This is a genomic window from Duganella sp. S19_KUP01_CR8 (assembly GCF_036688705.1).
Classification (GTDB): domain Bacteria; phylum Pseudomonadota; class Gammaproteobacteria; order Burkholderiales; family Burkholderiaceae_D; genus Rugamonas.
Genome location: NZ_JAQQPR010000045.1, coordinates 1 through 22,695, shown reverse-complemented (window position 1 = coordinate 22,695; position 22,695 = coordinate 1). Strand labels below are relative to the sequence as shown.

At 64.0% G+C, this 22,695-nt stretch carries 18 protein-coding genes; 14 read left to right on the top strand and 4 right to left on the bottom strand.

Annotation, left to right across the window (positions count from 1 at the left end; translation table 11 throughout):
* Positions 1-2: 2 nt before the first annotated feature.
* Positions 3-812, bottom strand: coding sequence for a heparin lyase I family protein (locus tag V6M89_RS28645; protein WP_332856412.1), 810 nt, complete (start codon positions 810-812; stop codon positions 3-5).
* A 317-nt stretch (positions 813-1,129) separates the two neighbouring features.
* On the opposite strand from V6M89_RS28645, the gene V6M89_RS28640 reads away from it, so the two are divergent.
* The 4 genes from V6M89_RS28640 (at position 1,130) to V6M89_RS28625 (ending at position 7,103) form a co-directional block, all read left to right on the top strand.
* On the top strand, positions 1,130-3,043 hold the full coding sequence (locus tag V6M89_RS28640; protein WP_332856411.1) for a DUF1800 domain-containing protein: 1,914 nt from the start codon (positions 1,130-1,132) through the stop codon (positions 3,041-3,043).
* 11 nt (positions 3,044-3,054) lie between these two features.
* A complete protein-coding gene (locus tag V6M89_RS28635) occupies positions 3,055-4,437 on the top strand; it encodes a DUF1501 domain-containing protein (protein WP_332856410.1) in 1,383 nt (460 codons plus the stop codon).
* Positions 4,438-4,580: 143 nt separating this feature from the next.
* A complete protein-coding gene (locus V6M89_RS28630) occupies positions 4,581-5,306 on the top strand; it encodes a substrate-binding periplasmic protein (RefSeq protein WP_332856409.1) in 726 nt (241 codons plus the stop codon).
* 18 nt (positions 5,307-5,324) lie between these two features.
* Positions 5,325-7,103, top strand: a complete 1,779-nt coding sequence (locus V6M89_RS28625) for a sensor histidine kinase (protein ID WP_332856408.1) — start codon at positions 5,325-5,327, stop codon at positions 7,101-7,103.
* Here V6M89_RS28625 and V6M89_RS28620 read toward each other — a convergent pair.
* From V6M89_RS28620 to orn, 3 genes are all read right to left on the bottom strand, one after another.
* Complete coding sequence (locus V6M89_RS28620) at positions 7,070-8,044, bottom strand: hypothetical protein (protein WP_332856407.1); 975 nt, start codon at positions 8,042-8,044, stop codon at positions 7,070-7,072. The two genes, V6M89_RS28625 and V6M89_RS28620, sit on opposite strands and share 34 nt — an antisense overlap.
* A gap of 89 nt (positions 8,045-8,133) precedes the next feature.
* Complete coding sequence (locus V6M89_RS28615) at positions 8,134-9,144, bottom strand: DUF1176 domain-containing protein (protein WP_332856406.1); 1,011 nt, start codon at positions 9,142-9,144, stop codon at positions 8,134-8,136.
* Between the two features lie 62 nt (positions 9,145-9,206).
* Positions 9,207-9,803, bottom strand: coding sequence for an oligoribonuclease (orn, locus tag V6M89_RS28610; protein WP_332856405.1), 597 nt, complete (start codon positions 9,801-9,803; stop codon positions 9,207-9,209).
* A 53-nt stretch (positions 9,804-9,856) separates the two neighbouring features.
* Here orn and V6M89_RS28605 point away from each other — a divergent pair, with 53 nt between their 5' ends.
* The 10 genes from V6M89_RS28605 to V6M89_RS28560 form a co-directional block, all read left to right on the top strand.
* Complete coding sequence (locus tag V6M89_RS28605; protein WP_332856404.1) at positions 9,857-11,125, top strand: M48 family metallopeptidase; 1,269 nt, start codon at positions 9,857-9,859, stop codon at positions 11,123-11,125.
* Positions 11,122-11,481 carry a 4a-hydroxytetrahydrobiopterin dehydratase gene (locus V6M89_RS28600; RefSeq protein ID WP_332856403.1) on the top strand — a complete coding sequence of 120 codons (360 nt, stop codon included), beginning with the start codon at positions 11,122-11,124 and terminating at the stop codon, positions 11,479-11,481. Before V6M89_RS28605 ends, V6M89_RS28600 begins: the two co-directional genes overlap by 4 nt.
* A complete protein-coding gene (rsgA, locus tag V6M89_RS28595; protein WP_332856402.1) occupies positions 11,478-12,386 on the top strand; it encodes a ribosome small subunit-dependent GTPase A in 909 nt (302 codons plus the stop codon). Before V6M89_RS28600 ends, rsgA begins: the two co-directional genes overlap by 4 nt.
* Positions 12,387-12,469: 83 nt before the next feature.
* Positions 12,470-15,304, top strand: a complete 2,835-nt coding sequence (locus V6M89_RS28590; RefSeq protein WP_332856401.1) for an ATP-binding protein — start codon at positions 12,470-12,472, stop codon at positions 15,302-15,304.
* A gap of 149 nt (positions 15,305-15,453) precedes the next feature.
* Positions 15,454-16,383 carry an ornithine carbamoyltransferase gene (gene argF / locus V6M89_RS28585; protein WP_332856400.1) on the top strand — a complete coding sequence of 310 codons (930 nt, stop codon included), beginning with the start codon at positions 15,454-15,456 and terminating at the stop codon, positions 16,381-16,383.
* A gap of 24 nt (positions 16,384-16,407) precedes the next feature.
* Positions 16,408-17,640: an argininosuccinate synthase gene (locus V6M89_RS28580; protein WP_116989397.1), complete on the top strand. Its 1,233-nt coding sequence runs from the start codon at positions 16,408-16,410 to the stop codon at positions 17,638-17,640.
* Positions 17,641-17,753: 113 nt separating this feature from the next.
* The gene (locus V6M89_RS28575) at positions 17,754-19,568 is read left to right on the top strand and encodes a methyl-accepting chemotaxis protein (RefSeq protein WP_332856399.1); all 1,815 of its coding nucleotides are present in this window, start codon (positions 17,754-17,756) and stop codon (positions 19,566-19,568) included.
* 42 nt (positions 19,569-19,610) lie between these two features.
* Positions 19,611-21,425, top strand: coding sequence for a methyl-accepting chemotaxis protein (locus tag V6M89_RS28570; RefSeq protein ID WP_332856398.1), 1,815 nt, complete (start codon positions 19,611-19,613; stop codon positions 21,423-21,425).
* A 12-nt stretch (positions 21,426-21,437) separates the two neighbouring features.
* Entirely contained in the window at positions 21,438-21,881 is a 444-nt protein-coding gene (locus tag V6M89_RS28565) for a chemotaxis protein CheW (RefSeq protein ID WP_332856397.1), read from the top strand.
* Positions 21,878-22,695: CheR family methyltransferase (locus V6M89_RS28560; RefSeq protein ID WP_332856396.1), on the top strand; the 818-nt coding region annotated here is incomplete at its 3' end. The genes V6M89_RS28565 and V6M89_RS28560, both read left to right, overlap by 4 nt.

Sequence of the window (22,695 nt, the reverse complement as noted above, 5' to 3'; positions counted from 1 at the left end):
CGTTATTGTTTTTTGCACGGCATGGCATCCCAGAAGGCGCCAACGTAGGTGTTTTCCTGTCCATGAATGATCGGCCCCACAATGATCGTGCGACTGGCAACTCCCAACCCCTCCGAGTTAATGGCCTCCAGCCCTACCCGAGGTACTGGGGTCACGCCGACATAAGTGTTATGAGTGTTAGTTGCTTGGTAGGACAATTCGGTGGCGCTAGAGTTCCAAAGTTTAAAGTCGCCAATAAGAACGGTACTACTCCACAGAGCGCGCACCACCACGCAATGCCAGGCGTCAGTCGTCGCTCGGCCGATAGTAAAAATTCGGGACTGCGTATTTGCGGCAGTGGGTGGAACACTGCTACCAGGAATTTTTTCATTCGCGTTGAGCTCGACCTCCAAATTAGCGCCATTAACCCGGATCGCAAACGGTGGTGGCAGAGTGAGATCGCTGGAATCCACTTGAGCCACACGGACTGGCTTACCTACTGGATCCCAATTAGAAGGTAGGTAGAAACTGAAGCCATACCATTTGTAATTTGCGCTTGGGAATCGTTCGGCGCTTGGAGCGATCGTCGCCGATCGCGGACTGTCACTGTCCATCAATGTGATTTGAGCGACTTTACTAGCATACGTACCCTTGGGATTTGACACATCCGCAATGATCCTGGATTGAGGTGTGGCGTCAATTATGTACTTCATCGTCAAAACATTAAGGGTTAATGGGTCAACGTCAATCAACGGCGGGGGCGTCTGTGCGCTAGCGCAACTGACGGCGCCCCACAGCAAGGCCGCGATTAGGGGATAACTTAATGCTTTCATGGGAAACCCTATACTGGATAAAAATTAATATTATTATAACGGAAATTTCCTACATAATGTTGCACAAACGCCATGAAGACACGGCGGACGGCATTCGTTGCATTCGCAGGCACAAGCCGGCGCTCCCCCCATGCTTTCGGCGCATCCCGCTGCGACTATAACTTTTCCGGCTGACGCAAATTGTCAGCATTGGGCTGACAATTTTTGTCCAGTAGTGGCAAATTTTGTCGCCTCCCCTTCCAAATCAAGCACTTAGCGACTGGCACAGATGTTGCCAGATGACTCCCGTCGCTTGAAAAAAACAATGGGAGAAGTCGATGTCATTTTTACCAACACGTATCTGGCCAGTGGCCTGCCTGCTGAGCCTGAGCGGCTCGGTATGGGCCGCCACCGCCACGGTGGAGAGCACCGCCAGGGGCCCAGTCGCACTGGGCAGCAAAGTCTGGTTCCTCGGCAAAGTCGATGGCCACGGCGTCTACATGAATTTCGCCGTCAACGGCGTCCCCGGCGGCAATGCCACTTACGGCAAGCTGAATTCGCAGAATGGCGAATACATCGCGCCATCGGTGCTGCCGTCCAACGTGGTCATCACGATCACCGGCACCACCACCAAGGATGCCAAGCTGGGCGCCAACCTGTCCGCCAGCACTACGCTAACCTTGAAGAAGGCGGCCACTCCGACGCCAACCCCGACGCCCTCGCCCACGCCTGAACCGACGCCGCATCCAACTCCTACGCCCGCCCCAACGCCGATGCCGACGCCAGCCCCCGCACCAGTCCCGCCGCCGATCGGCCAGCAGCCAGCGCCGGACGCCGCCAAAATCAGCGCCGTGCGCCTGCTGGAGCAAGCCAGCTTCGGCGCCACGCCTGCCGACGTGGCCGCGATCAAGGCTAACGGCCAGGCCGTCTGGCTCAAGCAGCAATTCGCCATGCCAGCCAGCGCCGTTCCCATCACCACCGACATGAAGCTGCTGCAAAACACCTGGTACAAAAACATGGCGTCCGGCCCGGACCAGCTGCGCCAGCGCATGATCTTCGCGCTGTCGCAACTGTTCGTCGTCTCCGCCGACAAGAATCCCTACGCCAATGAAATCCAACCCTGGCTGACCACCATCTCCAACAACGCCTTCGGCAACTTCAACACGCTGCTGCGCGAGATGACGCTCAATCCTGCGATGGGCAAATACCTCGACCTCGGCAACAGCATCACGCCGTCGCCGAACGAAAACTACGCCCGCGAAGTGATGCAGCTGTTCACGCTCGGCCCGGTCCTGCTGAACCAGGACGGCAGCGTACAGACCGACCGCAACGGCGATCCCATCCCCACCTACGACCAGGCCCGCATCAGCGACTTCGCGCGCGCCCTGAGCGGCTGGACCTATGCCGGCAGCAGCGCCACCGGCATCAACTGGGAAAGCTTCACCGGCCCGCTGCAACCGCGCGACAAGTTCCACGACAAAGGCAGCAAGACGCTGCTGCTGGGCGCCATGCTGCCGGCCGGCCAGACCGCCGTACAGGACATGGACGGCGTGATGCAGAACCTGTTCCAGCATCCCAACCTGCCGCCCTTCATCGCCACCCGTTTGATACGCGCCTTCGTCACCAGCAACCCCAGCCCGGCCTACATCACCCGCGTGGCCGACGTGTTCGCCTACGGCGAGGCCGGTCGCGGCGACCTGCAAGCCACGCTGACCGCCGTGCTGACCGATCCCGAAGCGCGCCAGGACCAGCCTGGCGTCACGCAAGGCCACCTGAAGGATCCGATGCTGCAATCGATCGGCCTGTTCCGCACGCTGGGCGCCAGCGTCACCGATCCGACCAACCTGTTCTGGGACTACTTCCTGCTGGGTCAGAAGATCACCGCCGCGCCTAGCGTGTTCAACTTCTACTCGCCGATGACGCGCCTGCCCGGCTCGCCGCAATACTACGGTCCCGAGTTCCAGCTGTACGCGCCCAGCCTGGCCGTGGCGCGCGCCAACTTCCTGTACAAGTTCATCTCCGGCGAATACAAGGGCATGGTCAACGTCGACATCACGCCGTTTGTCAGCGTGGCCGGCAACGCCACCACGCTGATCAACCTGGTCGACGCCACCTTGCTGGCGGGCCGCATGTCGGCCAGCGCGCGGCAAGCAATCGGCACGGCCGTCAACGCCTCCACCGACCCGCGCCAGCGCGCCATCACCGCGCTCTACCTGGCCGCCATCAGCGCCGAATTCGCCGTCGCACAATAAGGACAACGACCATGAACCAGCATTCAACCACCCGCCGCCGCTTCCTCGGCGCCAGCGCGCAGACCAGCCTGATGGGCGCGCTCTCCGCATTGGGCCTGACCGGCGTGGCCACGCCGGCCAACGCCGCCGTCACCGACTACAAGGCGCTGGTCTGCCTCTACATGTTCGGCGGTAACGACGGCAACAATATGATCGTGCCGCTCGACACCACCCGCTACGCGCAATACAACGCCATTCGCGGCAGCCACGGCCTGGCCTTGTCGAGCGCGGCCAACACGCTGCTGGCCGCGCGCAGCGCCACCTTGCAAGCGACGGCGAATCCGGTGACGCAGCCGTTCGGCTTCCACTACGGCATGCCGGAACTGGACGCGCTGTACGGACAAGGCCAGGTGGCCGCCATCCTCAACGTCGGCAACCTGCGCCAGCCGCTGAGCAAGGCGCAGTACCTGGCCGGCGCCGGCGTGCCGTCGCAACTGTTCTCGCATCCCGACCAGACCATCCAGAACCAGGCCGGCACGCCCTCCTCCGCCGCCACCGGCTGGGGCGGACGCCTGCTCGATGTGCTCGGCACCGGCGGCCACCTGGACGCGATCGCGGTAGGCGCCGGCGGCCTGTTTGTCGAAGGCGCCAGCACCCACGGCAATCTGCTGCCGGGCAACGGCCAGCTCGATCTCGCCGGCATGAATTTCTGGCCGCAGAAGGAAGCCGATGCGCGGCGCGCGGCGCTGGTGCAAATCCTGTCGGCGCAGCATCCCAACCTGATCGCCGGCGCCGCCAACAAGGCGCTGCTGAACGGCATGGAACTGGTGACCGATCTGAAGAACGCCAACTCCGGCGCGCCGCTGGCCACCGTCTTCCCCGGCACCTCGCTGGGGCAGCAGTTGAAGACTGTCGCGCAGCTGATCCGCATCCGCTCGCAGCAAGGGCCGGGGCGGCAGGTGTACTTCGTTTCGCAGGGCGGCTTCGACACCCACGGCGGCCAGGCCTACCAGCAGTTCGACATGCTGCGCCAGGTCTCGCAGGCGCTGGCCGCGTTCCAGCTGGCGCTGGCGGAGATCCACGCCGCGCAGCAGGTGACCAGCTTCACGATGTCCGAATTCGGCCGCACCTTGCAGCCCAACAGCGGCGGCACCGACCACGCCTGGGGCAATCATCACCTGGTGGTCGGCGCGGCGGTCAAGGGCGGGCTGTACGGCCAGTTCCCCGACTTCACGCTGGGCGGCAAGGACGACGCCACCGGACGCGGCGCCTGGATACCGCAGTTCTCCAACCAGCAATACGGCGCCACGCTGGGCCGCTGGTTCGGCGCCGATGCGGACATGCTGCAGAACCAGGTCTTCAAGAACGAACTGGCAAGCTTCCCACAGGCCGACCTGGGCTTCATGCTGACTTGACGCCACAATCTGTCGCGTATTTTTAACATTCCTGCCCGGCGCAAAAACTTCGTTCCCGTCAGCAAAACAACCCTGCTATAGTGAATTAGTGCTATCAATCAGGGAGTTACATGTCGTCGACGCGCGCCGGCTGGAGGGATGTCATGAAATACCTGCTTTGCTGCCTCGTCCTGGTCAGCCGCCTGGTCTCGGCCGAAACCATCACCCTGGGCGCGGAAGACGACTGGGCGCCCTATTCGTCGGCGGTGGAGCGCAGCGCGCGCGGCTTCGCGGTCGACGTGATCCGCGAGGCCTTTGCCGCTGTCGGCGTCACCGTCAACTTCGAGGTGCTGCCCTACGCCCGCTGCCTGGACGACACCAAGCGCGGTCGCCTGGTCGGCTGCTTCGACGCCGTGCCCAACGCCATGATAGGCGGCAGCTTCCTGTGGCACAAGCATCCACTGTTCACCACCCACATGAACGTCTACGCGCTGAGCGACTCGCAGGAAAGCGGCTTGACCGCGCGTCAGCTGGAAGGCAAGACCGTGGGCGTCGAACGCGGCTATGAATACGGCGATGAGTTCGACCTGAACACCAAAATCGTGCGCCGCATCGTCGACAAGAACGTGCAGGGATTCAGGATGCTGCTGGCCAAGCGCATTCAATACATGGCGGCCGAGGAGCGCATCGCGAAAGCCCTGTTCATCAAGGAGGCGGCTGAATTCGGCGGCAAGTTCAAGCTGGTGGGCACGGTCGCCACACCCGGCCTGTTCATCGCCTTCAGCAAAACCGGGACGGACGGCGCCAAATATCTCGCTCAATTCAACCGCGGTTACACGATCATTCGGGACAATGGCCGCTACAAGGCGATTGAAGCCATCTGGTTTTAATTCGCCAACGGAGGCCACGTGCAATCGGTACCAGCCAAGCTCGGTCTACAGTCGCCTTCAGGTAAAGGCGGTGGTCCGTCCGCCGCACCGCTGCTGTCCGGCGACTCCATCGCCGCGCGCCTGCTGCGGATTATTTTCTGCTGCTACTTCATCGTGACCGTGGTAGTCACGCTGGTGCAGCTGGCGGCCGAATACAAGCACACCAAGGAACGCCTGGTGCTTGAAATCCGCGCGATGCAGCACACCTTCGGCCCCGGCATCGCCGACGCCATGTGGCGCTTCAACGACGATATCCTGCGCGGCATCCTGAGCGGCATGAGCGAGCTGCCGGTGGTGGCCGGCATCAAGGTGGCCGATGATCACGGCAAGCTGGTGCGCGCCGTCGGCACGGTGCTCGACCAGGGCGTCAAGGTTCACGCCGAGGCCGATGGCCGCCTGAAGCAGGAACCGCCCAGCGAAGGCTTGTTCGCGGAGATCTTCAGCCAGGACTTCCCCATCGTCTACAACGACGAGAACGGCCAGTCGCGCGTGATCGGCACCTGGACCGTGTATTCGAACCAGCGCATCATCGTCAAGCAGGTCGAGTACGGCTTCTTCCTCATCCTGGTCAACTCGGTCATCAAGACTTGCGCCTTGTGGTTCATCTTCCTGTTCGTGGTGCGGCGTTACCTGGGCCAGCCATTGCGCCAGTTGAGCGAGTTCGTCGGCCAGCTGAACATCGACAACCTGGGCGACCGCGTGTTCGTGCTGAACGACCGGGGCCACCACGAGCTGCATCTGCTGACCAACAAGCTCAACGAAATGATCGCCAACATCAAGGCTTCGGTGGCGGAGAATGAACAGCTGTACCGCCAGCTGCAAGTGGAGCAGACCGCTACCCGCCAGCTCAACGAATCGCTGGAACGGCGCGTCGCCGAACGCACGGCCGACCTGGTCACGGCCAACAAGGACCTGGCCAGGGCCATCGATACCTTGCGGATCGCGCAGGAGGAATTGGTCAACAGCGAGAAGCTGGCGGCGCTGGGCTCGCTGGTGGCGGGCGTCGCGCACGAGTTGAATACGCCGATCGGCAACGGCCTGCTGGCGGCGACGGTGCTGGCCGACAAAACGCGCCAGTTCGCCAGCGACTACAGCACCGGCCTGACACGCAGCACCACCGAGGCCTACATCAGCGACATGAACCAGATCACCGAGCTGGTGGTGCGCAATATCGCGCGCTCGGCCGACCTGGTGACCAGCTTCAAGCAAGTGGCGGTCGACCAGACCAGCTCGCAGCGGCGTCACTTCCAACTGGCGGAGGTGGTGGCGGAAAATATCAAGGCGCTGCTGCCGACGATTAACAAGACCGCCTACATCATCGAGCAGGCCGTGCCGGAAGCACTGGCGATGGACAGCTATCCCGGGCCGATCGGCCAGGTGCTGATCAACCTGATCAACAACGCCATCGTGCACGGCTTTGCGGGGCGCAGCAACGGCACCATCACAATCACAGCCAGCGCGGCCGAAGATGGCTGGCTGGAACTGCGCGTCAGCGATGACGGCGTGGGCATCGCGGCGGATCACCTGGGCCGCATCTACGATCCCTTCTTCACCACCAAGCTGGGCGCGGGGTGTTCGGGGCTGGGGCTCAACATCAGCCACAACATCGTGACCGGCCTGCTGGGTGGGAAAATCCGCGCCACCAGCCAGGTCGGCGGCGGCACCACCTTCGCGCTGCACCTTCCGCTGGCGGCGCCGCGCCACGATGAACTGCCGGCCGATTCTTATTCCACCGTTAGCTCTTCGGGGACGTTGTAGACAAAGGCTTTGCTGTCGAACATCAGCTTCCAGGTCTTCGCTTCCATATTCGCGCCGTATTGCGTGCCTTTGACGCTGACCGTCAGCGGCCCCGGTTGCGGGCCGATGACATCGGCGGTGCGGTAGGTCCAGCGGCTGTGCTCGCAGCGCATCGGCTCGGTATCGTCCATCGTCTCGGCTTCCTGCCCTGCCGGCTCGGTGGCCGGCTCCTGGTTGCCCATCGCCTCCACCGCCTTGCGCCAGGTTTCGTGGTCGGCATTGGCCTGGGCGCAATCACCCGGCTCTGCATCCACCGACGCCTTGAAGCGGGCCAGCAAGGCGATCTCTTCACCATGCGGCGCCAGCATCACGTTGCTGACCATGACCTGCTCGCCGGCCGGCCGGGTGCCGGTCTGCACCTTCAGGACCCAGCCCCAGGTGCGTTCGGACAAGGCCTCAAAGCGCACCTTCTCCGGCGTCACCGGCACATCGCTCTCGTAACGGAACGGCGAGCTGATCTCGACCAGTCCGCCGCCGGGCTTGGTGTCGGGGCGGATCTGGAACACGCCGTAGAAGTTCCGGCCATTGCCTTTCAGCGAAACGCCGCTGGCGGCGAAAAACAGCTCGTCGCTTGCCCCCACCGCCTCGATGCGCGCCTGCTGGATCACCCGCACCAGGAAGGGTTCGTTGGATTCGTCCACATACACCCAGCCCTTTTTCTCCGCCGAGTATTTGCCGTAGGTGCGCGTCATCGCCTCGTCGATCGAGGCTGTCTCGTCGATCTTGATCAGCTGCGGCTCGGAGTTGGCCTTGATGAACACCGCCACCAGCAGCGCAATCATCAGCACGCCCAGCACCGCCAGCGTGTACAACACGTAGCGGCTCCACTTGCGACGCTTGGGCGGCGGCGGGGTGAGCACGGGAGTTGGTTCGGCGACGCCGGGTTCGATCAGATCGGACATAAGAATTCCTGCAAAGAGATTGCTAATTTAACATTTGCAGAATAGTAATACCAAAATGAAAAAGACGGCGTTCGATAGGCTTGCCTGCCTCACCTGACCACTTTGGCCACCCAATCGCGCAGCGTGACGCCGCCCGGCACGCCACGGCACATATTGGACTGGGACACATCCACCAGCTGGAAGCCCTGCGCCGTCCACAGCCAGGTCCAGAAGCCGCCGCAATCGAATATACCCCGGCCCTTGGCGTAGCTGCTCAGCTTGCCGCCTTCGAACGAGGCATTCATGATGCCGCCGCCCTCCATGCCCGGCAAGTCCAACGGCCTGGGGTCGTAGGGTGGCTTGTCGCGGGCGACCCACAGCCCGTAGGAAGACTGATACGCGGCGCGATCGCACTCCAGCACCAGCAACATGCGCCCGCCCGGCAGGCGGTAAATGGCTTCGTCGCGGGAGGAATCCTTGAGGTCCGCGCCGCAATCCTCGGGGCGGATGGTCTTGACGATCGCCGCCAGCAGCTTCTCGTCCCCCTTTTGCGCGGGCGGCATCGCCACCGGCCGCACCGTCGGCGGCGGCAGCGGCGGCAATACCGCGCTGGCCGGCCGCGTACCAGGCTTGACCAGCGCGGTGACCGTGCCCACCCGCCCCTGCTGATCGTCCATCTTCAGCAAGACCGCCTTCAGGCCGGCCAGCGACAGCAGCCACTGATGCTTGCCGTCCGACACCTTGGCCGATTCGGCATTCAGCAACGACGGCATCAGGCGCGCGACCTGCTCCGCCGTCAATTCGGTTTCCGCCTTCAAGCCGCCCAGCGCCAGCTTGCCGACGGTGATGGTCAAGGGACCGGCATCCTTGTCATCACCGCTGACCACGATCAGCTTGGCTTCCAGCACGGCGGCGGCGCCGGCATCGCGCCCCAGCCACAACGACACAGGCAGGCTTTCCGACTCATCGCTTTGAAAGCCGGCCGCCTCGCAGCGGCGCGTGTTGTCGCAGGCGACTTCCCAATCCTTGATGCCGAACCGCGCGCCGTCGGCCGCAGCGGCGCCGGCCGACGCTGCCGCAGCCAGCGCCGCCGTTATCAAAACAAGTTTCAATTTTTTCATGGTTTTCTCGCCGGCGAAAAAAAAACAGGTTCAATCGAACCTGTTTCGGTGATGCGCGCAGCCTACAGCTTGATGAAGTGCTCGCGGTAGTACTTCAGCTCGTCGATCGACTCGATGATGTCGGCCATCGCGGTGTGCTTCTGGTGCTTCTTGAAGCCGCCGACGATTTCCGGTTTCCAGCGCTTGCACAGCTCTTTCAGCGTCGACACGTCGATATTCCGGTAGTGGAAGTAGGCTTCCAGCTTAGGCATGTAACGCACCATGAAGCGGCGGTCCTGGCCGATGGTGTTGCCGCACATCGGCGCTTTGCCCTTCGGCACCCACAGCTTCATGAACTTGATCAGTTCCTCTTCCGCCTGCGCTTCGGTCACGGTCGACGCCTTGACGCGCTCGATCAGGCCCGAACGGCCGTGCGTGCCCTTGTTCCAGGCGTCCATCTTGTCCAGCGTCTCGTCGCTCTGGTGGATCGCGAACACCGGGCCTTCTGCCAGCACATTCAGGTGCATGTCGGTGATCACCACGGCAACTTCGATGATACGGTCGGTGTCCGGCTCCAGGCCGGTCATTTCCATATCGACCCAGACCAGGTTAAATTCATTCTGGCGCGGGGTGATGGCCTCTGGTGCGGAACCTTCTGGCAATTCGTTAGCTTGTGACATAATTCTCTCTTGGCTTCATTAATCCGAATCCGCCATTTTCTCACAGGCATAGAATGTATTCACTCGCGTTTTCGATTTTGTTTGTATCTTTCATCATTTTGACGTTGATCGTGCGCTTCTGGCTCGCCTCGCGCCATATCCGCCACGTGCTGGTCCACCGCAGCGCCGTACCGGCCGAATTCGCCGAAAAAATCCCCCTGGCAGCCCATCAGAAGGCGGCCGACTACACCGTCGCCCGCACCAAGTTCGGCCTGCTGACCTTGCTGGTCAACACCGTGGTGCTGGTCGGTTTCACGCTGCTGGGCGGCCTGCAATGGCTGTCGGTCGAGATCTTCAAGCTGACCGGCCCCGGCATGGTCTACCAGCTGGCGCTGCTGGGTGCCTTCGCCCTGATCAGCGGCATCATCGACCTGCCGTTCGACTACTACAAGCAATTCGGCCTGGAGCAGCGCTTCGGCTTCAACAAGATGACACCCGGCCTGTTCTTCGCCGACATGGTCAAGGGCCTGCTGCTGGGCGCGGCCATCGGCCTGCCGCTGGTGTGGGTCATGCTGACCCTGATGGAAAAATCCGGCAACCTGTGGTGGCTGTACGCCTGGCTGGTGTGGAGCGGCTTCCAGCTGCTGATGATGGTGCTGTTCCCGACCGTGATCGCGCCGCTGTTCAACAAGTTCACGCCGCTGGAAGACCAGTCGCTCAAGGCCCGCATCGAAGGCCTGATGAGCCGCGTCGGCTTCGCCTCCAAGGGCCTGTTCGTGATGGACGGCTCCAAGCGCAGCGCCCACGGCAACGCCTACTTCTCCGGCTTCGGCGCCAACAAGCGCATCGTGTTCTTCGACACCCTGCTGTCGCGCCTGCAACCGCAGGAGATCGAGGCGGTGCTGGCGCACGAGCTGGGCCACTTCAAGCTCAAGCACATCATCAAGCGCATCTGCATGATGTTCGCGCTGTCGCTGGCCTTCCTGGCGCTGCTGGGCTACCTGAAGAACCAGCTGTGGTTCTACACCGGCCTGGGCGTCGATCCGCTGCTGCTGCCGGGCCAGGGCAACGACGCCATGGTGCTGCTGCTGTTCATGCTGGTGCTGCCGGTGTTCACCTTCCTGTTCGGCCCGCTGACCTCGATCAGCTCGCGCAAGCACGAGTTCGAAGCCGACGCCTTCGCCGCCCGGCATACCGACGCCCGCGACCTGGTCTCGGCGCTGGTCAAGATGTACGAGGACAACGCCTCGACCCTGACGCCGGATCCGCTGCACTCGGCCTTCTACGACTCGCACCCGCCGGCCAGCGTGCGCATCCGTCACCTGCACGCGGCGGCCGCATGATCAACACCCACGCCGACCTGCTGAACCGCAACTGCCATCCGGCCAAGGACGCGCTCAGCGCCGACGAGGCCGCGCGCCTGGTAGCGCTGCTGCCGGGCTGGTCGCTGGAAAACGGCAAGCTGGTCCGCACCTTCAGCTTCAACAACTACTATCGCACCATGGCCTTCGTCAACGCGCTGGCCTACCTGAGCCACGCGGAAGACCATCACCCGGAAATGACCGTGACTTATAAAAACTGCATCGTCCGCTACGACACCCATTCGGTCAACAACGGCCAGGGCGGCCTGTCGAACAACGACTTCATCTGCGCGGCCAAGGCCGGCGTGCTGTTCCACTCGACGGCGGCCAAGCAATGAGCAACCCGACCCAACTGAACGCCATCATCATCGCCGCCCACGGCCGCCACTACCTGGCCGAGGCGGACGGCGTCAAGCTGCAATGCGTCACCCGCGGCAAGAAGACCAACGTCGCCGTCGGCGACCAGGTGCGCATCACGCTGACCTCGCCCGACCAGGGCGTGATCGACAAGATCGAGGAACGCAAGACCCTGCTCTACCGCTCGGACCAGTACAAGTCCAAGCTGCTGGCGGCCAATCTGACGCAGCTGTTCATCGTCGTCGCCACCGAGCCCGGTTTCGCCGACGACCTGGTGTCGCGTTCGCTGGTGGCGGCCGAGGCGGCCGGCATCACCGCCCGCCTGATCCTCAACAAGACCGACGTCACCGAATCGCTGGCGCGCACCCGCGAGCGCCTGCAACCGTACGCCTCGCTGGGCTACCCGGTGCATGAAGTGTCGGCCAAGGCCAAACCGGACGAGGCGCTGGCCGTGTTGAAGCCGCTGCTGGCCGGCCAGTCGTCGATCCTGATCGGCCAGTCCGGCATGGGCAAGTCCTCGCTGATCAACCTGCTGGTGCCGGACGCCGACATCGCCGTGCGCGAGATCTCCGCCGCGCTCGACACCGGCAAGCACACCACCACCTTCACCCGCCTGTACCAGCTGCCGGAACTGGGGCCCGATTCGTCCATCATCGATTCACCCGGCTTCCAGGAGTTCGGCCTGTACCACCTGAGCGAAGGCATGCTGGAGCGCGCCTTCGTCGACTTCGAGCCCTACCTGGGCCAGTGCAAGTTCTACAACTGCCGCCACCTGATCGAGCCGCAATGCGCGATCCTGACCGCCGTGGCCGAAGGCAAGATTGCCAAAATGCGCCACACTTTGTACGGCCAGCTGTTGCATGAATCCTCGCAAACCCTCTACTAAAAAAAACAATTGTCGTAGCTCACGCACAACGTGCAATTGAGGACTATAATTCCCCAAGGCAATTATCCGGCCCGAGGATACCGATGGACATGTTTGCGGTCGACGACGACGTAGCGCACTGGGAAGCGGCCCTGCTGCCGCTGCGCGGTCCTGCGCGCCTGCCGGTGCTGGTGCCGCTGGCCTGGCACCTGCGCCAGCGCGACACCGTGCGCGCCGTCGCCCTGGCCACCGAGGGCCGCCAACTGCTGCCCGCCACCTCCCTGTCGCAGGACGACATGCGCCTGGTTTCCGCCCGCCTGCTGCTGGTGCAGGCCGAAGCCATCTGGCTGGCCGGCGAACTCGATGACGCCGCCGTCCTCGCCGAACAAGCCTACGACCAGCTGTGCCAACTGGGCGACCACCAGGGCTGCGCCGACGCCCACTGGCTGCGCGCCTGGATCGCCATCGACCGCGGCGACCACCGTGACGGCGAGCGCGAACTGGAACTGATGGCCGCCGCCGCCCGCCAGGCCGGCGACGAACAACGCGCCGACATCGCCGAAGCGGCCATCGCCCGCTGGGCCGTGCTGCAAGACCAGCGCCTGGCCGAGCGCCGCTGGGGCCAGCGCTTCGCCGCCGACCAGTCAACGCAGCATCCCGGCGCGGCGGCCTGGGTGTACGATTTCTTCGGCCTGTCCGCCAGCCAGCACAGCGACCACGGCGCCGCCGCGCGCCACTACATCCATTGCTACGAAACGGCGCTGGAGACGGGCCAGATCCGCGTGGCCGTCACCGCCGCGATCAACATCGGCCTCAATTTCACTATCCTCAACGACCACCACTCGGCGCTGGAATGGATGCAAAGCGCGCTAGACCTGGCGCGCCCCACCGGCTGGCCGCGCAGCATCGGCGCCTGCCTGATGCACACGGCGGAAACCATGCGCCGCCTGGGCCGCCTCGACGCCACCGAGGAACTGCTGCACGAAGCGCTGCAGATCATGACCCCGCTGCCGGGCGCGCGCAGCTACGCGCACGCGCTGTCCTACCTGGGCGACCTGGCGCTGGACAAGGCCGACTACCCGGGCGCGCTGAACGCCTTCCACCGCATGGCGGGCCGCGCCGACGCGCTGGGCCAGGCCGACTTCCAATCGATCGCGCGGCGCGGCCAGGCGCACGCGCTGTGCTTCCTCGACCGTCCGCAGGAAGCGCTGGAGATGGCCGAGCGCGCGGTCGAACTGGCGGCCGAGCAGGCCAACCGCGACAACCACGTCGCCGCGCTGCGCGTGCTGTCGGTGATCCATGAACGCCACACGCTGCCGCCGCCGCCCGGCATGACCGAGCAAAACGCCACGTTGCACTACCTGTACCAGGCGCTGGACGTGGCTTCCGCCATCGACGGCTACACCCTGCCCGGTGACCTGCACGACGCGCTGGGACGCGAATACGCGCGGGTCGGCGACTACGCCAAGGCCTACGCCTCGGCGCAGGCGGCGGCCGCCGCGCGCCAGAAGACCCACAGCCAGGAAGCCACCAACCGCGCCATCGCCATACAGGTGCACCACCAGACCGAGCACGCGCGCGCAGAGGGCTACCACCATCGCGAACTGGCGGCCTCCGAAGCGCGCCGCGCCGAAGTGCTGCAGCAGACCAGCGCCACGCTGGAGCGCCTGTCGGCCATCGGCCAGGAGATCACCACCCACCTCGACGCCGCCGCCGTGTTCCAGGCGCTGAACCGCCATGTCCAGGGCCTGCTGCCGGCCAACACCTTCGCCATCTACCTGTGCGACCCGGGCGGCGAAACGGTCAGCCGCGCCTTCGGCATCGAGAACGGCCACGCGCTACCGACCAACACCATCGCCGTCGACAACCCGCGCGCCAACTCGGCGCGCTGCGTGCGCGAGCGGCGCGAGATCTATATCGAAGAGGCCGGGCCGGACGACATCTTCCTCTCGCCCGGTACCCAGCTGATGGTCAGCGCGCTGTATGTGCCGCTGGCGGTGAGCGAACGCGCGCTGGGCGTGATGACGGTGCAGGCCATGCACGCGCGCGCCTACGGCGAGCGGGAACGGCTGATCTTCCGCACGCTGTGCGCCTACGGCGCCATCGCGCTGGACAACGCCGAAGCCTATCGCCAGTTGAAGGACGCGCAAACCCAGCTGGTGTCGCAGGAGAAGCTGGCGGCGCTGGGCTCCCTGATGGCCGGCGTGGCGCACGAGCTGAATACGCCGATCGGTAACAGCCTGCTGATCGCCAGCACGCTGATACAGAAAACCGAGGAGCTGGAAATCCAGGTGAACGGCGCGGGCCTGCGCCGCTCCGAGCTGGCCGCCTACCTGGCCGACGCCCGCAAGGCGCACGAGCTGGTGATGCGCGGCCTGACCAGCGCGGCCGACCTGGTCAACAGCTTCAAGCAGGTGGCGGTCGACCGCACCACCGAGCAGCGCCGCGAGTTCAACCTGCAGCAGGTGTCGCACGAGGTGATCGCGACGATGATGAACCGCATCCGCGCCGCCAACCACCACATCGAAATCGAGGTGCCGGAACTGATCTCGATGGACAGCTATCCGGGGCCGTTCGGCCAGGTCATCGCCAACTTCATCAACAACGCGCTGCTGCACGCCTTCGCGCGCGAGCGCAGCGGCAGCATGTGGCTGCACGCGGCCACGCCGGCCGAGGGCCGGGTGCTGATCACCTTCCGCGACAACGGCGGCGGCATCGCGCCGGAACACATGTCGCGCATCTTCGATCCCTTCTTCACCACCAAGCTTGGACAGGGCGGCAGCGGGCTGGGACTGTCGATCAGCTACAACATTGTCACTTCGCTACTAGGCGGCCATATCAGCGTCCACAGTTCGCGCGACGGCACCACCTTCACCCTCGACCTGCCGCTGACGGCGCCCGAGCACCAGACGGCGGCGACGACCCAGATCTACACTTAGCAACAAACCAGCAACGGCGAGGCCGCGATACCTGTATAGACAGGAGATTCTGCGGCGATTCGCCCTACTTTCCGAATTGCCTTTATAATTGTTCGGCTAAGCCGGCCAGGCACCTCGCCCCATGCCCTGCTCTCCTGTCAGTTGTTAATATGTCTATCCAAAAACCGATCAAGCATTACCTGCAGTTTTCCGACTTCACGCTGGACGAGTATGAATACGTCATCGAACGCGCGCACCTGATCAAACGGAAGTTCAAAAACTACGAGATCTATCACCCGCTGATCGACCGCACGCTGGTCATGGTGTTCGAGAAGAACTCGACCCGCACCCGCCTGTCCTTCGAGGCCGGCATGCACCAGCTGGGCGGCGCCGCGATCTACCTGAACACGCGCGACTCGCAACTGGGCCGCGGCGAACCGGTGGAAGACGCCGGCCAGGTCATGAGCCGCATGTGCGACATCATCATGGTCCGTACCTTCGGCCAGGACATCATCGAGCGTTTCGCCGCCAATTCGCGCGTGCCGGTGATTAATGGCCTGACCAACGAACACCATCCATGCCAGGTGTTCGCCGACATCTTCACCTACTACGAGCACCGCGGGCCGATCACCGGCAAGACCGTGGCCTGGGTGGGCGACGCCAACAACATGCTGTACTCCTGGCTGCAGGCGGCCGAGGTATTCGGCTTCCACGTCAACGTGTCCACGCCCAAGGGCTACGACATGGACATGTCGCTGGTCTCGACCGACCGCTACACCTTCTTCGAGAACCCGTCCGACGCCTGCCAGGGCGCGCACCTGGTCAACACCGACGTCTGGACCAGCATGGGCTACGAGGAAGAAAACGCCGCCCGCCTGAAGGCCTTCGACGGCTGGATCGTCGACAGCGCCAAGATGTCGCGCGCCGCGCCGGACGCGCTGTTCATGCACTGCCTGCCGGCCCACCGCGGCGAGGAAGTCTCGGCCGACGTCATCGACGGCCCGCAGTCGGTGGTCTGGGACGAGGCGGAAAACCGCCTGCACATCCAGAAGGCGCTGATCGAGTACCTGCTGATCGGCCGCGTCGACACCAACAACTAACACTACCCACCAATTGGAACTAGCATGAGCGATATTAAAAAAGTAGTCCTCGCCTACTCGGGCGGCCTCGATACCTCCGTCATCCTCAAATGGCTGCAAGATAACTACCAGTGCGAGATCGTCACCTTCACGGCCGACCTGGGCCAGGGCGAAGAGCTGGAGCCTGCGCGCGCCAAGGCGATCAAGTTCGGCATCAAGCCTGAGAACATCTACATCGACGACGTGCGTGAAGAATTCGTGCGCGACTTCGTGTTCCCTATGTTCCGCGCCAACACCGTGTACGAAGGCGAATACCTGCTGGGCACCTCGATCGCGCGTCCGCTGATCGCCAAGCGCCTGATCGAGATCGCCAACGAGACCGGCGCCGACGCCATCTCGCACGGCGCCACCGGCAAGGGCAACGACCAGGTGCGCTTCGAACTGGGCGCCTACGCGCTGAAGCCAGGCGTGAAGATCATCGCTCCATGGCGCGAATGGGACCTGCTGTCGCGCGAAAAACTGCTGAAGTACGCGGAAGACGCCGGCATCGACATCGACATGAAGCACAAGAACGGCGGCGCGCCCTACTCGATGGACGCCAACCTGCTGCACATCTCCTTCGAAGGCCGCCACCTGGAAAACCCGAGCGCCGAAGCCGAGGAAACCATGTGGCGCTGGAGCGTCAGCCCTGAAGCGGCGCCGGACCAGCCGGAATACCTGGACATCGAATACGAAAAAGGCGACATCGTCGCCCTGAACGGCGTGCGCATGTCGCCGGCCACCGTCCTGACCGAACTCAATCGCCTGGGCGGCAAGCATGGCATCGGCCGCCTGGACCTGGTGGAAAACCGCTACGTCGGCATGAAGTCGCGCGGCTGCTACGAAACCCCGGGCGGCACCATCATGCTCAAGGCGCACCGCGCCATCGAGTCGATCACGCTGGACCGCGAAGTGGCCCACCTGAAGGACGACCTGATGCCGCGCTACGCGTCGATGATCTACAACGGCTACTGGTGGGCGCCGGAGCGCGTCGCCATCCAGACGCTGATCGACCACACGCAAGCCACCGTCAACGGCTGGGTGCGCGTCAAGCTCTACAAGGGCAATGTGATCGTCGTCTCGCGCGATTCCAAGACCGACTCCCTGTTTGATATGACCATCGCCACCTTCGACGAAGACGGCGGCGCCTACAACCAGGCCGACGCCGGCGGCTTCATCAAGTTGAACGCGCTGCGCATGCGCATCGCCGCCAACGCGCGCCTGAAGCGCGGCCAGTAAGCCACAGTCGCACCGCGATAGGGGCCGCTCGATGAGCGGCCCCTTTTTTTGTCCTCCACAAAGTGCGTCAAGATGATACATTGCTCTCACGACCAGAGCGCTACAGGTGAATCATGTTGAAAAATCTGAGTATCAAGAAAAAACTCACATTCGGATTTGGCGCCGTCATCGCCATCATCCTGGCGCTGTTGACCATGTCGTACAAAAATTTCAGCCAGCTGTCGGCCGCCAGCGGGTGGGACCGGCACACGCTGGAGGTGCTGCTGGAGGCGAACAGGATCGAGACCGGCCTGCTCCAGATCCAGACCTCGACCCGAGGCTTCATGCTGACCGGCGAAGAAAGCACCACCAAGACGATTCCCGTCGAAGAGGAATCCGTGCGCCACCACCTGGCCGCCATCAAGACGCTGACCTCGGACAATCCAGTGCAGCAGGAACGCCTGGAGCGCCTCGGCCCGATGATGGAGAGCTGGATCGTCAACGTCATCCATCCGCTGCTGGAAAAACGCCGGGAGCTGAACAAGCATGTCGGTGTCACGCAGCAGGTGGCGACGGCGGCCGATGTGCTCAACGGCGCCAAGACCATCGCCGAGGTGCGCGCGCTGATACGGGAAATCAGCGACGACGAAAACCGCCTGCTGGCATTGCGCTCGAAACTGGCCGGCGAACTACAGCAGAACATGACGCTGACACTGATCCTCGGTGGCGGCTTGTGCGTGGCGCTGGCCATCGTCGTCGGCGTACTGCTGACCAAGGCGCTGCTGGCGCCCCTGAACAACCTGACGCACGCGGTGGGCCGCATCGCCGCCGGCGAGCAGTCGGCGCGGGCGGCGGTGCTGTCGGCCGATGAGCTGGGCCAGGTGACGACGGAATTCAACCGCATGGCGCAATCGATTCAGGACAGCCAGGCCGACGAGCTGGCCGCCACCAACCTGCTCAAGTCCAAGGTCGACTCGCTGCTCGGCGTGGTCTCCAAGGCCGCCGCCGGCGATTTGACCGGCAGGATCGAGGTGGCCGGCAGCGACGCCATCGGCCAGCTGGCGCATGGCCTGGACCGCATGTTCGAGAACCTGCGCGCGCTGCTCAACAACGTGCAGAAGGCCGGCATCCAGGTCACCACCTCGGCCACCGAAATCGCCGCCTCGGCCCGGCAGCAGGAAGCCACCGGCATCGAGCAGGCCCAGACCAGCGTCGAGATCCTCAGCACCACCAAGGAAATCTCCGCCAACACCTCGCAGCTGCTCAAGACCATGGAAGACGCCACCGCGGTGGCCGACTACACCACCAGCGCCACCGCCGACGCCCAGACCAACCTGCGCCGCATGGACAGCACCATGCAGCACATGGTCTCGGCCACCGACTCGATCAACGCCAAGCTGGCCGCCTTGTCGGAAAAGGCCTCCAACATCAACAGCGTTTTGATCACCATCACCAAGGTGGCCGACCAGACCAACATCCTCTCGCTCAACGCCGCCATCGAAGCCGAAAAGGCCGGCGAGGCCGGACGCGGCTTCTCGGTGGTGGCCACCGAGATCCGCCGCCTGGCCGACCAGACCTCGGTCTCCACCTGGGACATCGAACAGATGCTCAAGGAGATGCAGTCGGCGGTGTCGGCCAGCGTGATGGGCATGGACAAATTCTCCGAAGAGATCCGCCGCAGCGTCGGCGAGGTGCGCCAGGTGACGGACCAGCTGTCCGGCGTGATGGACCAGGTGCAGAAGCTGGCGCCGCAATTCGACGCCGTGCTGCAAGGGATGCAGTCGCAGGCGGTCGGCGCGCAGCAGATCTCGGAAACCATGATGCAGCTGAACGACGCCACCCAGCAGACGGTGGAATCGCTCAAAGCCACCAGCGAAGCGGTGCACCAGCTGCAGTACGCGGCGGGAGATTTGCAAAACAGCGTCGCCAACTTTGCCGTTGCGGCTTGAGCGTGGGACAATGCCGCAATGATCGCGGCGCCTGGAGAAAACATGTTTAAAGATTTGAGCATCAAGAACAAGCTGTATCTGAGTTTTGGCGCCATCCTCGCCATCATCCTGGTGCTGTTATCGATCGCTTACAACCGGTTCAACAGCCTGTCCGAGGCCAACGGGTGGGACAGGCACACGATGGAGGTGATCCAGTCCATCGACACCTTGCGCAACGACCTGCTGCAAGTGCAGGTGGAGGCGCGCGGATACTACCTGACAGGCCTCCCGCTTCGTCTAGAGCGCAGCCGCAAGGAACTGACCGACCTGCCCACCGCCATCCAACGACTGCAAAAGCTGACCGGCGATAACGCCAGCCAGGCCGAGCGCTTCAAGAAGCTGGAGTCCATGATCGTCACATGGTCCAAGGACGTCATCGAATCGCAGCTGGCCATGCGTGAAGCGCTGGGCGACAAGCCTGGGGCGGCCGATGCGATGGGACGCATGCCCCAGCTCTCCGGCACCAACTCGCAGATCGGCGAGATCTACAAATTCATGGACGCCGCGACCGAGGAAGAACGCCGGCTGCTGGCCGAACGCTCTGCCGCATCGAACCAGCTGCAAGAGACGATGCGGCTGGTGCTGTCGGCCGGCGGCCTGTCTTGCGTGGCGCTGTCGGCGCTGGTCGCATGGCTGCTGGCGCGCTCGTTGCTGACGCCACTGAACAACCTGACGCACGCGGTCGGCCGCATCACCGCCGGCGAACAGTCGGCGCGGGCGGCGGTGCTGTCGGCCGATGAACTGGGCCGGGTGACAACGGAGTTCAACCGCATGGCGCAATCGATTCAGGACAGCCAGGCCGACGAGCTGGCCGCCACCAACCGGCTCAAGTCCAAGGTCGACTCGCTGCTCGGCGTGGTCTCCAAGGCCGCCGCCGGCGATTTGACCGGCAAGATCGAAGTGGCCGGCAGCGACGCCATCGGCCAGCTGGCGCATGGCCTGGACCGCATGTTCGAGAACCTGCGCGCGCTGCTCAACAACGTGCAGAAGGCCGGCATCCAGGTCACCACCTCGGCCACCGAGATCGCCGCCTCGGCCAGGCAGCAGGAAGCCACCGGCATCGAGCAGGCCCAGACCAGCGTCGAGATCCTCAGCACCACCAAGGAAATCTCCGCCAACACCTCGCAGCTGTTGAAGACCATGGAAGACGCCACCGCGGTGGCCGACTACACCACCAGCGCCACCGCCGACGCCCAGACCAACCTGCGCCGCATGGACAGCACCATGCAGCACATGGTCTCGGCCACCGATTCGATCAACGCCAAGCTGGCCGCCTTGTCGGAAAAAGCCTCCAACATCAACAGCGTTTTGATCACCATCACCAAGGTGGCCGACCAGACCAACATCCTCTCGCTCAACGCCGCCATCGAGGCCGAGAAGGCCGGCGAGGCCGGGCGCGGCTTCTCGGTGGTGGCCACCGAAATCCGCCGCCTGGCCGACCAGACCTCGGTCTCCACCTGGGACATCGAACAGATGCTCAAGGAGATGCAGTCGGCGGTGTCGGCCAGCGTGATGGGCATGGACAAATTCTCCGAAGAGATCCGCCGCAGCGTCGGCGAAGTGCGCCAGGTGACGGACCAGCTGTCCGGCGTGATGGACCAGGTGCAGAAACTGGCGCCGCAGTTCGACGCCGTGCTGCAGGGGATGCAGTCGCAGGCGGTCGGCGCGCAGCAGATCTCCGAGACCATGATGCAGCTGAACGACGCCACCCAGCAGACGGTGGAATCGCTCAAAGCCACCAGCGAAGCGGTGCACCAGCTGCAGTACGCGGCGGGCGACCTGCAAACCAGCGTCGCCAACTTTGCCGTCGCGGCCTGACCGGAGCGCGCGATGAAACTGCTGATCTTCCACATCGGCGCCGACCGCTACGGCCTGCGCCTGCGTGATGTGGTGCGCGTGCTGCCGCTGCTGGAACTGAAGCAACTGCCGCTGGCGCCGGACGCCGTCGCCGGCCTGATGGACTTCCACGGCCAGTCGGTGCCGGTGATCGACTTGTGCCGCGCCAGCGGCATGGCCAGCGGCGCCGATCATTTCGACACCCGCATCATCGTGGTGGACTACCACGGACCGGAAGGCACGGACCATCTGCTCGGCCTGCGCGCGGAACGTGTGCTGGGCGTGCAGGAGGTGGCCGAAGCGCAGCTGGCCAACAGCGGCGTGCAGGCGGCGCCCTTCCTCGGCCAGGTCGCCAGCGACGCGGCAGGCATGCTGCAACTGGTGGAACTTGAACAACTGCTGCCTGCATCGCTGCGCGCGATGCTGTTCCAGACATGACACCCGCCCAATCCATGCTGCACGAGGCGACCGGCCTGACGCTTTCCAAGTCCGTGGTCGACCGCGCGATCAAGCACCGCATGGAGCAAAACCCCGCCGCCAACCAGGACGCCTATCTGGACCGGATGACGCCGGAGGAACTGACCGCGCTGGTGGAACTGGTGGTGGTGCCGGAGTCGTGGTTCTACCGCGATCCGCAAGCCTTCCAGGCGGCGCTCGAATTTGTCCGCGCCCGCCTGGCCGCCGACGCCAACCACATGGTGCGCATCCTGTCCGTCCCCTGCGCCGGCGGCGAAGAGCCATACACCATGGCGATGGTGCTGGCCGACGCCGGAGTGCCGCGCGACAGCTACATCATCGACGCCTTCGACATCAGCCCCGGCTGCGTGGCGCGCGCCAAGAGCGGCGTCTACGGCCGCAACGCCTTCCGCAGCCAGGACCTGGGCTTCCGCGACCGCCACTTCGGCAGCGACGGCGACGACTATCGCATCAACGACGCCTTGCGCCAGCAGGTGCGCTTCAAACGGGGCAACCTGCTGGAGTTCGACCTGGGCGCGCGCACGGGGCACTACGATGTGATCTTTTGCCGCAATCTGCTGATCTACTTCGACAAGCCCACCACCAAGGCGGCCATCGCCAAGCTGGAGGCCCTGCTGGGCGAAAGCGGCCTGCTGTTCGCCGGCTACGCCGAGGTGCCGTCGTTTTGCCAGCACGGTTTTACGCCGCTCCAGTATGCGCAGGCTTTCGGCCTGAGGAAGGAAGCCGCGCGGCCGGCGCCTGCCGTCAAACCGCCAGCCAAGGCGCCGCCGCGCAC